This is a genomic window from Sinorhizobium fredii, assembly GCF_002944405.1.
In the GTDB taxonomy this organism is placed as follows: Bacteria; Pseudomonadota; Alphaproteobacteria; order Rhizobiales; family Rhizobiaceae; genus Sinorhizobium; species Sinorhizobium fredii_C.
Window position 1 is genome coordinate 2,527,772 of the sequence record NZ_CP024307.1, and the last position, 14,304, is coordinate 2,542,075.

Here is a 14,304-nt window from a genome sequence, read left to right on the forward strand (position 1 = left end):
AGGAGCGGCGGGGCTGCTCAAGCGCGGCTCCCGTCCCGTCGCACAAGTTGCCACATCCGCGCGGCAAATGCGCCGAAGCACACCGGGACATCCGACGGCGTGTGCGGCGCCCCCGAGTGGTTGATTACCGCGTCAGGCGTTTGTACGTCACCCGCTTCGGGTTGACCGAGTCGGGACCGAGCCGGCGGATCTTGTCCTTCTCGTAATCCTCGAAGTTGCCTTCGAACCATTCGACATGGCTGTCGCCCTCGAAGGCGAGGATATGGGTCGCCAGGCGATCGAGGAACATGCGGTCGTGGCTGATGATCACCGCGCAGCCGGCGAAGTTTTCGAGCGCATCCTCGAGTGCGGCAAGCGTCTCGGTGTCGAGGTCGTTGGTCGGCTCGTCGAGCAGGATGACGTTGCCGCCGGCCTTGAGCATCTTGGCGAGGTGCACGCGGTTGCGCTGGCCGCCGGAAAGCGTGCCGACCTTCTGCTGCTGGTCACCGCCCTTGAAATTGAAGGACGAGCAATAGGCCCGCGAATTGACCTCGTGCTTGCCGAGCCTGATGACGTCGTTGCCGCCGGAGATTTCCTCCCACACCGTCTTGTTGCCGTCGAGCGCGTCGCGGCTCTGGTCGACATAGCCGAGCTGCACGCTGTCGCCGATGCGGATCGCGCCCTCTTCGGGCTGCTCCTGGCCGGTGATCATCCGGAACAGCGTCGTCTTACCGGCGCCGTTCGGGCCGATGACGCCGACGATGCCGCCCGGCGGCAGCTTGAAGCTCAGGCCCTCGATCAGCAACTGGTCGTCATAGCCCTTGGAGATGTTCTCCGCTTCGATGACCACCTGGCCGAGCCGCTCGCCGACCGGAATGATGATCTGGGCGTCGCCCGGACGCCTGTCGGCCGCCGCCTTTACCAACTCGTCATAGGCGCGGATACGCGCCTTCGACTTCGCCTGGCGGGCCTTCGGGCTCGAGGCGATCCACTCCTGCTCGCGGCTGATGGCCTTCTGGCGGGTCGCCTCTTCACGCCCTTCCTGGGCCATACGCTTGGCCTTTGCCTGCAGATAGGCGGAATAGTTGCCTTCATAGGGAATGCCGCGGCCACGATCGAGCTCGAGAATCCAGCCGGTGACGTTGTCGAGGAAGTAGCGGTCGTGGGTGATCATCAGCACGGCGCCCGGATATTCGCGCAGGTGCTTTTCGAGCCAGGCGATCGTCTCGGCGTCGAGATGGTTGGTCGGTTCGTCGAGAAGCAGCAGGTCCGGCTGCGACAAGAGCAGCTTGCAGAGTGCCACGCGGCGCTTCTCGCCGCCGGACAGATTGGTGACCTCGGCGTCGCCCGGCGGGCAGCGGAGCGCGTCCATCGCCATTTCGACTTGGCTGTCGAGATCCCAGAGGTTCTGGCTATCGATGATGTCCTGAAGCTTGGCGCCCTCTTCCGCCGTCTCGTCGGAATAGTTCATCATCAGCTCGTTGTAGCGGTCGATGATCGCCTTCTTCGCGGCCACGCCTTCCATGACGTTCTCGAGCACGTTCTTCTGCGCATCGAGCTGCGGCTCCTGCGGCAGGTAGCCGACGGTCGCGCCTTCGGCGACCCAGGCCTCGCCGGTATATTCGTGGTCGAGCCCGGCCATGATCCGCAGAACCGTGGACTTGCCGGCGCCGTTGGGGCCGAGAATGCCGATCTTAGCGTCCGGATAGAACGACAGATGGATGTTCTCCAGGACCTTCTTGTTGCCATAGGCCTTGTTGAGCCCGGCCATGTGGTAGATAAACTGACGTGCCATAAAGGAATGCTCCGCATCGGAAGGGGAAATTTGCCCGCTATGTAGGCGAATTATGGTGGCGGGGCAATCGCCAAAGGGCCCTGCCCGCGCCGTTCCCTTGCTGCGATAAGCCTTCCAGTTCAGCCCCGCCCGGCGGCGTCGGCGATCCCCTTGGCGCATTTGAACTCGGTCGGCCCGGCCGCCTTTATGAGGCCCGCGAGACCCGCTTGGCCCGAGAGATCGCCGGAAAGCCCAATGGTGAAACCGGTGATTACGCTGCGGCCCTCGACGGTCTGGCAGCGCATGCGCACCCGATCACCGGCCCCTGCTCCGAAACTCTGTTCGAAGGCCGCCTTGATCTGCTTTTCGCCAATCTCCGAACCGATCCTGTCGGCAAACAGGGCACGCACCGCCGATGCGTTCAGCTCGTCGAGAAGACGAAGCTGGAGCGTGAAATAGTCGTCGGCGTTGTCGGCCTGGCAGGTGCCGCTTCGCAGCCATTGGTGCCGGTCGAGGCCGGATTTCACCCCCGGCATGGCGACGATGAGACGCGCGGCGGTCTCGTCTGCCATGGCGAGTTTCGGCAGCTCGAGCCACTCCCCCTTGCGGTCTTGCGCCTTCAGTTCCGTCTCCACGCCGCAATAGCTCTTCTTCAAGGGCCAAAGGCCGTGGAGCGAGAAATGCGTCGCATCGAACCGGTCCGAGGTCTGGTCGACGCATTCCTTGCGCGTGGGCCGCGTCTCGCAAAAACCGGGCTGCCAACTGACCGCCAGCACATATTCCGTCCTTGCCCCATCCGGTACCGTCTTCATCTCTTCACCCGGCGACTCCTCTGCGGCGGCCAGAGACGACATCCCCAACCCAAGAGCAAGCGCTGCAACTCTTACCACCTGTACGATAGCTCGCACTGCCATAACGGCCTCCAGTAAATACAAAACGAGAACAAACTAACAACAAAAGCGGGAAAGTTGCAACCCCCAATATGTCTCTTCGAATCGGTTCTGATCTCATGCGCAAGAAGCAACAAGCAGCGATTGCCTTTGACCGCCAAATCGATTTGATATCGCGGGGAGTGTTGGGCGGATGGTGGATCAGCCTCCATCGCAATAGCTGCTCTGCGGCTATTGGATTTGATTGGAGTGAGGCATGTTCGGGCAGGTAAGGACACTTCAAAGCCCGACGGGTGCGACGCTCGCATGGCGCCATCGGACGGCTTCCGATGCGCCGCGAGGCATATTGCTGGTCAGCCATGGGCTTGCCGAACATTCCGGCCGCTACGCCCGCTTTGCCGAAGCCATGGCCCAGCATGGCTTCCATGTCTACGCACACGATCATCGTGGCCACGGCGAGAGCCGCGCGGCCGATGCGCAGCTCGGTCTCTTCTCTAAGCGCGGTGGCTCCGAAAAGGTGATTGCCGATCTGCGCGCCGTGCGGCAGATGGCCGCCGCCAACCATCCCGGGCTGCCGGTCGTGCTGTTCGGCCACTCGATGGGTGGGCTGATCGCCCTGAACGCTGCCGAGACCGATCCGGAACTTTATGACGCGCTCGCCGTCTGGAACTCCAATTTTCGCCCCGGTCCCGCCGGCCGCGGCGGCCAACTGATCCTCGCGATCGAACGAATGCTGAAGGGTTCGGACGTCCCGAGCCCGCTGCTTTCGCAACTCACCTTCGGCGCCTGGAGCAAAGCCATTGCCGCTCGGAAGACCGAATTCGACTGGCTGTCGCGCGACGAGGACGAAGTTGCAAAGTATATCGCCGATCCGCTCTGCGGCTTCGAGACCAGCGTCTCACTCTGGATCGACGTCTTCGAACTTGCCTTTGCCGGTGCGCGGTCCGACCGGCTCGCCCGCTTGCCGGCGACGCTGCCGGTCCACCTGGTCGGCGGCAGCGCCGACCCCTCAACCTTGAACGGCGACGTCATCGACTGGCTCGGCCGACGCATGAAGGCGCGCGGCATGGCCGACGTGACGATCACGATATATGAGGGAATGCGCCACGAGACGCTCAACGAAATCGGCCGCGAAACCGCGACGGAAGATTTCGCCCGCTGGTGCCTGAAAGCCGTCGGGGTGAGGAACCGCATAGACGAAACAACATGACAGATCCCGCAAGCCGGCGATCTGATCGAAACGGACGATAGCATTGGGAGGTGCCGACATGAAGACGGGCGGGCAACTGGTGGTCGAGGCGCTCATCGCAAACGGCGTCGAGCGCATCTCCTGCGTGCCGGGCGAAAGCTACCTGGCCGTTTTGGATGCGCTCCACGACACCGACATCGACGTCGTCGTCTGCCGCCAGGAAGGCGGTGCGGCGATGATGGCGGATGCCTGGGGCCGGCTGACCGGCGAGCCCGGCATCTGCATGGTCACGCGCGGCCCCGGCGCCACCAATGCCTCCGCCGGGCTTCACGTCGCCCGCCAGGATTCGATCCCGATGATCCTCTTCATCGGCCAGGTGCAGCGTGACGCCCGCGAACGCGAGGCCTTCCAGGAGATCGAATATCGCCGCGCCCTCACCGAGGTCGCCAAATGGGTGGGCGAGATCGACGATCCGGCGCGGATTGCTGAATTCGTCACCCGCGCCTTTGCCGTCGCGACCTCCGGCCGTCCCGGACCGGTGGTTCTGACACTGCCGGAAGACATGCTGACGGAGCGAACGGAAGCTCCGGCCGCCCGCCCTTACCAGCCGGTCGAAAGCCATCCGGGACCGAGCCAGATCGCTCGGCTCGCCGATCTCCTCACGGAAGCGAAGCGCCCAATTGCCATTCTCGGCGGCACCCGCTGGTCCGCGGAAAGCGTTGCCGATTTTGAGCAATTCGCCGAACGCTGGCATCTGCCGGTCGGCTGCTCCTTCCGGCGCCAAATGCTCTTCGATCACCTGCATCCCAGCTATGCCGGCGACGTCGGCATCGGCGTCAACCCGGCGTTGGCAAAGGAAATCAAGGAAGCGGATCTCGTCCTGCTTCTGGGCGGTCGCTTCTCGGAAATGCCCTCCTCCTCTTATACCCTCCTCGATGTCCCCTATCCGAAGCAGAGACTGGTGCATGTCCATCCGGATCCGTCGGAACTCGGCCGCGTCTATAGGCCGGATCTGGCGATCGCCGCGAGCCCGCGCGACTTTGTAGCCGCGCTAGCGGGGATTGAGCCCACCGGAACGCCTGGCTGGGCGCCGCGCACGGCCGCCATGCACGAGACTTATCTCAGATGGTCGACGCCGCCGGAGACCGGGCCGGGCGACGTGCGGATGGGACCGATCATGAACTGGATCGAGGCGAACACGGCGCCGGACGCAATCTTCACCAACGGCGCCGGCAACTACGCCACCTGGCTGCACCGCTTTCACCGCTTCCGCCGCTACGGCACGCAAGCCGCGCCCGCCTCAGGCTCGATGGGCTACGGCCTGCCGGCGGCGGTCGCGGCGAAACGCCTTCACCCAAACCGTGAGGTCATCTGCTTTGCCGGCGACGGCTGTTTCCTGATGCATGGGCAGGAATTCGCCACGGCGGTTCGTTACGCCCTGCCGATTATCGTGCTGGTCATCAACAACGGCATCTACGGCACCATCCGCATGCATCAGGAGCGGGAATATCCCGGCCGCGTCAGCGCCACGGATTTGACAAATCCGGATTTTGCGGCGCTTGCCCGCGCCTATGGCGGCCATGGCGAGACGGTCGAGCGGACGGAAGAGTTTGCCAATGCATTTCTCAGAGCGCGTGCCAGCCGCAAGCCGGCGATCATCGAGATCAAGCTCGACCCGGAGGCGATCACGCCGGCACGGACGCTGAGCGAAATACGCAAGGGCTGAGGGAAAAGACGGCGCCTGAATGAGAGCCCGGCCGGGAGCGGGCGTCGGCAAGTCCTTGCGCTTTCAAACCGTCCGAATCATTTCCCAAAGCTGGTCCGGCACTTTCACGCCGGCCTGATAAAGCTTGGCAATCTTCCTGGCGAGTTGGTCGGCCTCCTCGCTGCCGATCGACAGGTTTCGCTCTTCCAGCGCGCGGTGCCAAACGCCTTCGAGGATCGCCACGTGGCCGGGAAGAATCGGATAGTCTCTGAAACTATTGAACGGATCCATGGCCGGTCGCCTCTTTAAAGCTGTCCGCCGAGACCCTCGCGCGCCCGACGAGACGGCGATGTCTAACAATTTCGCGGCCAGCAGGAACGGCGTCAGAAACGCGAAAGCGCGCTTGTTTGGGCCAAGCGCGCTCCAAGCGAACGATCTTCAAAGGGCGCCGGCACCCTCGATCGAACAAATCCAATATAGCACCGAATACCGGCTGGAAACAGTGAAAAGCGGTCGTTCGCCCGTCCGACCTTTGCCGCCGAACGCACGATCGCGGGTCTAGCTGCGAATATGTTGCGTCTGCTGGTAGACGGCCGTCGAGCGGGCGCCGGAGCGGCAATAGCCAAGCATCGGGCGCTCGAATTCGTCGAGCGCGTCGACCATGCGGGTCACCGCATCGGCGGTCACGCCCATCGGGCCGACCGGGATATGGGCGATGTCCAGCCCGAGTTCCTGGGCACGCGCGGCAATCGCGTCGAAGGTCGGCTGGTCGGGAGCCTCGAAATCCGGACGGTGGCAGACGATGGACTTGAAACCGAGCGCCTTGATCTCGTCGAGGTCCTCGACCGTGATCTGACCGGAGACCGAGTATTCATCGTTGATCTGGCGAATGTCCATGATGTCGCTTCCTCAAGACTGCGTTGCCTTGGTGTAGGCCGCAGGCCCGGCGGCGTCAATCGCGAAGCGATCTCAGACGACGCCGAAGGTAAGCGCGTAGTCGCGTGACTGTCCGGGCTTAAGCAGATCAAGCTCGCCGGCGGCCGAGAGTTCCACCCGCTTGGCAATTCGGTGCGACGCGGGCTCGATGCTGAGGACATTCGCACCGCCGCGTTGGCAGCGCCACATCTGCAGGAAAGGCAGCGTGTCGGCCAGGAATTGCACATTTAAGGCGCGCCCTTGAAGCCCGGGCAGAGCGGACAGCGTAACCTCCGCCCAGCGGTCTTCGCCGGCGACTGCGGTCCGGCAGAAATGCGCGCTCTCGCCTTCCCCGAACCGCCAGGCAATTGACCCGCCCTCCACCGAGGCACTGTCGATCCGCGTTTCATCACCAAGCAGCCGGCCGCCGATATTCATGTGGTACATCATCATCGGCGCGAAGGCGGAGGCGCCGATATTGACGACACGGTCCTTGAGCACCACCCCATGCCCATTCCCGTGGACCTGCCAAACGCGCTCGACCGCCGCTCTGCCGCCGCAGGCAAGATCGACTTCCGTAACCGCCGAGCAGCGCGAACCATCGGCGGACATCTCCGTCCGGCTGACCGGCGTACCGGCAAGCGACCCGTGCAGTGGGTAGCATACCTGATCGTCACCTCCCGCGATCGGCTCCGGATGGCGGATATGGTCGGGACCGCAGGTGAACAGGAAGCCGGCCAGAGCCCGGTCGATCCGCGGGTCGCCGTCGGAGGGGATCGCCTCTCCCGGCGACAGATCTGTGCCCTCTGTGACGAAAGCGGCGATATCGAGCGCCGAGGAACGGTCGAACAGGAGATGGCTCTCCAGGCCATTGTCGGCGCTCAAGATGGTCCCCATTCTCGCCTCCCGGCCGCACTCAGAATCACGAATCGTGAGGGTATGATAGCGCAGTCGCCCCACTGAAGTGGCCGGTCTTTTGGATTGAACCTTCCGCGAGGAAAAACGTTATAAATTCAACGCGATTGGAGGGCATTCCCGTCCTGTGACAGAGTTCCCGTGTTGCAACCGCTCGGAAGCTCGCCTAACTAGATTTTAAGGGATCGTTCATGATGAATTCATTTTTTTCACATTAACGTCGGAATCGGTATGTACCGCCGCAAAGCAGCCACCATGAAAATAGGTTCCAACTTGTCAGCGACCCGCACCGGCCTTTCGCTTCTCGCCGCACTCGGCCTTCTCGCAGTGGAGCTCGTGCCCGCCCGCGCCCAGGATGGCTATGGCGGCTATTGGGGCGGCGGCGATGTGATGCTGGTCACTCCCGAGGGCGATATTCTCGACTACATGCCCGGACCGGACGAGGTCCAGGCGATGCGCGACCGCCGCGGCCGTACGGTGCTCGTGGATCCCTGGGGAAATATCGTCGCCACCGTCGTCCCGAATGACGGCTACGGCGTGCGCCGCCGACAATACGGCGATGACGGGTATTCCAACGAGCGGGAGCGCGGCTACGGCTATTCAGAGCCCGGTGAATACACCGGCACCGTTCCCGACTATCGCGACGCGACGCCCGCCCCGGTCGAACGCGAGGAACTGCCGAACAGCCTTCCGAGCCTTGGCGAAGAACAGGCCGCCTACGATCCGCAGTATCAGGATCCACTCGGCCAGCCGATGCCGCCGGCGATCGAGATGAAGGGCAAATCGCGGGCCGAAATCACCGCCCTCCAGGTCTTCCTCGACCGCGAAGGCTTCTCGCCGGGCGTCATCGACGGCAAGATGGGCTCCAACGTCACCAAGGCGATAGAGGCCTTTCAGCAGGCGACCGGCGAAAAGCTCGACCCGAACAATACCGAGGACATTCTCGAGCGGCTGCGCTTCAATGGCGGCCTGCCTATCACCACTTACACGATCACCGCTGCCGACGCAGCCGGGCCCTATGTCGCCGCGATCCCGGAAGACTATGCCCACAAGGCGCAGCTCCCGCATCTCTCCTTCACCTCCACGGCCGAGATGCTGGGCGAGAAATTCCATATGGACGAGAACTACCTGCGCGAACTCAACCCGGGCGTCGACTTCTCCATCCCTGGCACGACGATCAAGGTCATCAATCCCGGAGCGAACAAGTCCGGAAAGGTGGCACGGATCATCGCCGACAAGGGGCGCAAGCAGGTCTTCGCCTATGACGATGCCGGCAAGCTCATCGCCGCCTACCCCGCTACCATCGGTTCTGCCGATACGCCTTCACCGTCGGGCACGGTCTCGGTCGAGCGGATAGCCTTCAATCCAGGTTACACCTACAATCCGAAGATCAATTTCCAGCAGGGCGCCAATGACAAGATCCTGACGCTGCAGCCTGGACCGAACGGCCCGGTGGGCACCGTCTGGATAGCGCTTTCGAGGCCGACCTACGGCATTCACGGGACGCCGGATCCATCGAAGATCGGCAAAACGCAGAGCCACGGCTGCATCCGGCTCACCAATTGGGACGCCACCGAACTCGGAAAAATGGTCAGCGTTGGCGTGACCGTCGAGTTCATCGACGAGCCGGGCGCTCCGGTTTCTGAGGATGTCTTGAATCCTTATTGAGAGCTGTCTGATGGGCTGAGTCAGGCGGAGCCGCGCGGTCATCCGCGCCCGTTTCTGTTCGCTTTGCCCGGCATTGTCGGACTTCATGACTTTATGAAACATTGTCATGAAGAACTTTGCCCCGCTGGTTCTATCAAAGGCAAAGGAATCCCTCGATTACCGCAAAGGAATGGCCCGCAATGGCGACGGAGCGCCCTCTTCCCAACCTCTGGCATGCAACGGCTCCAGCCGCACCCGAAACAGGCCGCCTCAGCGGTGACATGGCTGCAGATGTGGCCATTATCGGCGGAGGCTTTACCGGGCTCTCGGCCGCCCTTCACCTCGCCGAAATGGGCGTCAAGGCCGTTGTGATCGAGGCGCGCATGATCGGCTTCGGCGGTTCCGGCCGCAATGTAGGCCTGGTCAATGCCGGCATGTGGGTGAAGCCGGACGACCTCATTGCCACGCTCGGCGCGGAGGCCGGCGGCCGCCTGTTGAGCGAGCTCGGGAACGGCCCCTCGCTTGTCTATGACCTTGTCGAGCGTCATGGCATCGCTTGCGAAGCGGTCCGCAACGGAACGCTGCACATGGCGGTCGGACCCGAGGGGCTCAAGGAGATCACCGCGCGCGAGGCGCAATGGCAGAAGCTGGGCGCCCCGGTCGAAGCGCTTTCGGCGGAAAAGGCCAAGATGCTTTCAGGCGCCGAAGGATTTACTGGCGCATTGCTCGACCGGCGGGCCGGCACGATCCAGCCTCTCGCCTATGCGCGCGGCCTGGCTCGGGCGGCGCTGAAGGCAGGTGCCCAGATCTTCACGGAAACGCCGCTGGTTGCCGCCGAGCGCAGCGGCGACGCCTGGAAGCTTTCGGCCGGCCGCGGCACGCTGACGGCCCGGCATGTCATCGTCGCCACCGAGGCCTATGGCGCGCTCGTGAACGGCGCGCCATGGAGGACACAGACGCAGGAACTCACGGTCCTTCCCTATTTTCAATTCGCGACCAATCCGCTGCCTGACGATGTCGCGGGCCGCATCCTCCCCGAGCGCCAGGGCGCCTGGGACACGGGCCTCGTCATGACGTCGTTCCGCATGGATCGGCAGAACCGGCTGATCTTCGGCTCGATCGGCCGCCTCGACGCCATGGCCGCGGGGACGCATCGCGCCTTCGCGGCGCGCTCGGTGCGCAAGCTCTTCCCCTATATCGGCGATTTCCGCTTCGAATATTGGTGGGACGGCCGGATCGGCATGACGACCAATCACCTGCCGGTCATGCACGCGCTGGCGCCGAATGTCGTTTCCGTCAGCGGTTACAACGGCCGCGGCATCGCCCCCGGCACGGTCTTCGGCCGCGCCCTTGCCCGGCATGTCACGGGCGACGTCTCGGCGATCCCGCTCGCCGAGACCCCGATCACGCCGGATCCCTGGCGGAACCTCAAATCCGCCTTCTATCATGCCGGCGCCCAGGCCAAGCATTTCATCGACAGGCGGTTCTGACGGAAGATTTCGACCGGAACGGCCTACTGCATCTCTCCTTGAATCGACCTCGATTCAAGGACAAAGACATGCAGCAATTCTAAGTGCTACAACGACCTTTGCGCGTCTGATAAGACGCGCGGCGCTGTAGGCCAGTTCCGGCCGGCCTTGGGAGGCAATAGGGACCGCCCGCTTCAGGCCGCGCGAGGCAGGGCCGAGCGCAAGCGAGACATAAGGGCACGGCGTGGCGTTACCGGCAGCAGGCTTTGCACCTCGCTGGCGAGCGCGAACGCGTTTTCGCGCGCTTTGTCGAGATTGCTGACGCGGTTTGGGTCCATGGTCTCCAAGGTGCCGCCCAGTTCGAAGATCTCCCGATAGGCGGCGCGTTCGATAATCGGCGTGTCGAGGACAGAAACGCCGCGCGAGGCGAGCAGCGCCTTGATCGCCTGCAGCGCCCGCGTCGTCACCAGGGAATTGACGCGCGTCAGGACCACCGAGTGGTTGATGCAAACCCTGGCCTTCTGTTCGATCTGGCGAATGAGCTCCAGGATCTGGACTGCGCCGCGCGCGTCCATGGCACAGCCCTGCACCGGGATCAGCACCTGATCTGATAGCCCGAGTGCCAGCGCGACGATCGCGTCCCTGGCACCGGCGAGATCGACCACGATGTAATCGGCCTCGTCTTTCAGTTCGCGGATATGGCAGGGCAACGAGGCGGGCGTAATGTGCGAGATCACCTCGAGATTGGCGATGTGACCGGAGGCTTCCGACCAGCTGGTGATCCATCGCTGCGGATCCGCATCCAGGATCACCACGCGGTTGCCCTGCCGGGCCAGTTCCGTCGCCAGGATCAGGGCGGCCGTCGTCTTGCCGGCGCCGCCCTTTGCGTTGGCCAAAGTAATGACCGCCATCTTGTCACCTCATTCTCTCAGTGCCCCCGTCGCCTGGGCTCGGGTGCAGGTTCGGTTAACAGAACCTTTCAGAAGATGGTTAACAAAATGGAAACTTTGGCTGGCAAAGATTAACCGGCGCAGCCGACGGCTTGCGGCTTCCCAACAAAAAAGCCCGGGAAATCAACGCTTCCCTGGGCCTTGGAAAAATTAACGCGATGGCTCAGATGCACTCGGCAAAGAGCTTCTTCGCGGCGTCGAGCGTCAGTTTCACCGGATTGCCGCTGGCGGTCGGGTCTACGATCGCCATTTCCGCCATCTCGCCTATTCGGTCAGTGCCGACGCCGAGCGCGGAGAGCTTGTCCGGCACGCCGAGTTCCTCGCGCAGTTGCAGCACATAGTCATAGAAGCCGTCAAACCCGCCGGCGATGCCGAGATAGGCCGCGGCCCGCGCGATCTTCTCCTCGATTGCCGGCCGATTGAAGCGCAGCACCGGCGGCATCACCACCGCATTGGTCATCCCATGATGGGTGTTGTAGATGGCGCCGACCGGGTGCGAGAGCGAGTGGATCGCACCAAGCCCCTTCTGGAAGGCGACTGCGCCCATTGCCGCCGCGCTCATCATGTTGGCGCGCGCCTCGATATCCGTGCCGTCCTTGTAGGCGCGCGGCAGGTATTCCTTGACGAGCCGCATGCCTTCGAGCGCGATGCCGGCAGACATCGGATGATAGAAGGGCGAAGAATAGGCCTCCAGGCAATGGACAAAGGCGTCCATGCCGGTGCCTGCCGTGATCACCTTCGGCATGCCGACCGTCAGTTCCGGGTCGCAGATCGTCACGGCCGGCAGGAACTTCGGGTGGAAGATCACCTTCTTCACATGGCTCGCCGAATTGGTGATGACGCTGGCGCGCCCGACTTCCGAGCCGGTTCCCGCCGTTGTAGGCACGGCGATGATCGGCGCAATGCCTTCGACGCTGGCGCGCGTCCACCAGTCGCCGACGTCCTCGAAGTCCCAGACCGGCCGCGTCTGACCGACCATGAAGGCGACGCATTTGCCGAGGTCGAGGCCCGAGCCGCCGCCGAAGGCAACGACACCGTCATGGCCGCCATCCTTGAAGGCCCTGATCCCCGCCTCGAGATTGATGTCGTTCGGATTCGGGTCGACATCGGCGAAGATGGCACGCCCGAGACCGCCGGCTTCCAGGATATCCAGCGCACCCTGCGTGATCGCCATCGGCGCCAGACCGCGGTCGGTGATCAGCAGCGGCCTCTTCATGCCGACGGCCTTGCAATGGTCGGCAAGCTCCTTGATCCGGCCGGCGCCGAACTTGACGGCGGTCGGATAGCTCCAGTTGGCGGTGATCGTCATGCTGTGACTTTCTTCAGATGGAAGGATTTCGGACGGGTGAGATTGTGGAAGCCGAGGACCGAAAGCGAGCCGCCGCGGCCCGTCTCCTTGACCCCGGTCCAGCAGAGTGCCGGATCGAGATAGTCGGCGCGGTTCATGAAGACCGTGCCGGTTTCGAGCTCCCGGCCGATGCGGGCGGCGCGCTCGGCGTCCCTGGTCCAGAGCGAGACGGTGAGACCATACTGACTGTCGTTCATCAGTTCGATCGCCTCGGCATCGTTCTTCACCTTCATGATGCCGACGGCTGGACCGAAGGTCTCCTCGCGCATGAACTCCATCGAGTGATCGACATCGACGAGTATCTGCGGCGCGAGATAGGCGCCGCCGTCGTCCTCAGGAAAAAGCTTCGGATCGATCAGCGCCTTGGCGCCCTTCGACACGGCGTCGGCGATCTGGTTGCGAACGGTCGCGGCAAAGCGCTTGTTGGCCATGGGTCCGAGCGTCGTTTCCGGATCGAGCGGGTTGCCGAGCTTGTAGTTGGAGACCCAGGCAACCGACTTCTCGACGAAGGCAATGTAGAGCGACTCATGCACGTAGATGCGCTCGATTCCGCAGCAGCACTGGCCGGAATTGTAGGTGGCGCCGTCCATCAGCGTATCGACAGCCGCATCGAGATCGGCGTCCTTCATCACGTAGCCGGGATCCTTGCCGCCAAGCTCCAGGCCGAGCCCGGTGAAGGTGCCGGCCGCCGCGCGCTCGATCGAGCGCCCGCCTTCGACCGAGCCGGTGAAGTTGATGAAATCGAAGCTTTTCGCGGCAATCAGCGCCGCGGTCGTGTCGTGGTCGAGGAAAAGGTTCTGGAAGACATCCGCCGGCACGCCCGCCTCGACGAAGGCGCGCACCATGCGCTCGCCGACGAGGATCGTCTGGCTGGCATGCTTGAGGATCACCGTGTTGCCGGCCATCAGCGCCGGCGCCACCGTATTGATCGCCGTCATGTAGGGATAGTTCCAGGGCGCGATGACGAAGACGACGCCATGCGGCTCGCGCTCGATGCGCCGCTCGAAGCGGTCGCTCTCCTCGACGACAAGCGGCCTCAGCGCATCTGCGGCGATGGAGGCCACGTAATTCGAGCGCTCGTTGAAACCCTTGAACTCGCCGCCGTAGCGGACCGGCCGGCCCATCTGCCAGGCAAGTTCGGGCACCACGTCGTCGACCATCTCGTTGAGTCGGGCCACACCGGCGAGCACCAATTTGACGCGCTCGTCGAGCGGCCGCTTCGCCCAGCTCTTCTGCGCGAGCCGGGCCTGCGCCACCGCCTGTCTGGCGAGCTCCAGCGGCAGTGCGGGCCGCTCGGCAAAGACCTCGCCATTCACCGGCGAAATGCATCTGATCACGGTCATGATCGTCTTCCTGTTTCTGCTTTCAAAATAATGACCCCTCCCCAACCCCTCCCCACAAGGGGGAGGGACTACACTGCCGCACCCTCGCCTCGCTGGCCTGAAGCGTCGCAACTCGCGAAAACGCCGGGGTGGGCAACACGGTGCCGCCGCGAAGCCCCTCCCCCTTGTGGGGAGGGGTTG

The 14,304-nt window shown here is 63.5% G+C and carries 12 protein-coding genes; 4 read left to right on the forward strand and 8 right to left on the reverse strand.

Features of this window, described 5'->3' with window-relative positions; all coding sequences use genetic code 11:
* Positions 1 to 124 precede the first annotated feature (124 nt).
* Positions 125 to 1,774 carry an energy-dependent translational throttle protein EttA gene (ettA, locus tag NXT3_RS12455; RefSeq protein ID WP_037415379.1) on the reverse strand — a complete coding sequence of 550 codons (1,650 nt, stop codon included), beginning with the start codon at positions 1,772 to 1,774 and terminating at the stop codon, positions 125 to 127.
* A gap of 119 nt (positions 1,775 to 1,893) precedes the next feature.
* A complete protein-coding gene (locus tag NXT3_RS12460) occupies positions 1,894 to 2,667 on the reverse strand; it encodes a ribonuclease T2 (protein ID WP_104839430.1) in 774 nt (257 codons plus the stop codon).
* 232 nt (positions 2,668 to 2,899) lie between these two features.
* Between NXT3_RS12460 and NXT3_RS12465 the strand changes: the two genes are divergently transcribed.
* Positions 2,900 to 3,853, forward strand: coding sequence for an alpha/beta hydrolase (locus NXT3_RS12465; RefSeq protein WP_104839431.1), 954 nt, complete (start codon positions 2,900 to 2,902; stop codon positions 3,851 to 3,853).
* 58 nt (positions 3,854 to 3,911) lie between these two features.
* On the forward strand, positions 3,912 to 5,558 hold the full coding sequence (locus NXT3_RS12470) for a thiamine pyrophosphate-binding protein (RefSeq protein ID WP_104839432.1): 1,647 nt from the start codon (positions 3,912 to 3,914) through the stop codon (positions 5,556 to 5,558).
* Between the two features lie 63 nt (positions 5,559 to 5,621).
* Here NXT3_RS12470 and NXT3_RS12475 read toward each other — a convergent pair whose 3' ends face one another.
* The 3 genes from NXT3_RS12475 to NXT3_RS12485 all read right to left on the reverse strand — a co-directional run bounded on the left by NXT3_RS12475 (position 5,622) and on the right by NXT3_RS12485 (position 7,349).
* On the reverse strand, positions 5,622 to 5,828 hold the full coding sequence (locus NXT3_RS12475; protein WP_097525315.1) for a hypothetical protein: 207 nt from the start codon (positions 5,826 to 5,828) through the stop codon (positions 5,622 to 5,624).
* 267 nt (positions 5,829 to 6,095) lie between these two features.
* Positions 6,096 to 6,434, reverse strand: a complete 339-nt coding sequence (locus NXT3_RS12480; RefSeq protein WP_037415359.1) for a protein tyrosine phosphatase family protein — start codon at positions 6,432 to 6,434, stop codon at positions 6,096 to 6,098.
* A 72-nt stretch (positions 6,435 to 6,506) separates the two neighbouring features.
* Positions 6,507 to 7,349 carry a DUF4432 family protein gene (locus NXT3_RS12485; protein ID WP_097525314.1) on the reverse strand — a complete coding sequence of 281 codons (843 nt, stop codon included), beginning with the start codon at positions 7,347 to 7,349 and terminating at the stop codon, positions 6,507 to 6,509.
* A 249-nt stretch (positions 7,350 to 7,598) separates the two neighbouring features.
* On the opposite strand from NXT3_RS12485, the gene NXT3_RS12490 reads away from it, so the two are divergent.
* Together NXT3_RS12490 and NXT3_RS12495 are read left to right on the forward strand one after the other, a co-directional pair.
* Entirely contained in the window at positions 7,599 to 9,035 is a 1,437-nt protein-coding gene (locus tag NXT3_RS12490; RefSeq protein ID WP_104839433.1) for a L,D-transpeptidase family protein, read from the forward strand.
* 179 nt (positions 9,036 to 9,214) lie between these two features.
* Entirely contained in the window at positions 9,215 to 10,504 is a 1,290-nt protein-coding gene (locus NXT3_RS12495; RefSeq protein ID WP_097538069.1) for an NAD(P)/FAD-dependent oxidoreductase, read from the forward strand.
* Between the two features lie 173 nt (positions 10,505 to 10,677).
* Here the strand turns inward: NXT3_RS12495 and NXT3_RS12500 are convergent, their stop codons facing one another.
* The 3 genes from NXT3_RS12500 to NXT3_RS12510 all read right to left on the reverse strand — a co-directional run bounded on the left by NXT3_RS12500 (position 10,678) and on the right by NXT3_RS12510 (position 14,124).
* Positions 10,678 to 11,394, reverse strand: coding sequence for an AAA family ATPase (locus NXT3_RS12500; RefSeq protein ID WP_037415343.1), 717 nt, complete (start codon positions 11,392 to 11,394; stop codon positions 10,678 to 10,680).
* A gap of 202 nt (positions 11,395 to 11,596) precedes the next feature.
* On the reverse strand, positions 11,597 to 12,742 hold the full coding sequence (locus tag NXT3_RS12505; RefSeq protein ID WP_104839434.1) for an iron-containing alcohol dehydrogenase: 1,146 nt from the start codon (positions 12,740 to 12,742) through the stop codon (positions 11,597 to 11,599).
* Positions 12,739 to 14,124, reverse strand: coding sequence for an aldehyde dehydrogenase family protein (locus tag NXT3_RS12510; protein ID WP_104839435.1), 1,386 nt, complete (start codon positions 14,122 to 14,124; stop codon positions 12,739 to 12,741). Before NXT3_RS12510 ends, NXT3_RS12505 begins: the two co-directional genes overlap by 4 nt.
* Positions 14,125 to 14,304 lie beyond the last annotated feature (180 nt).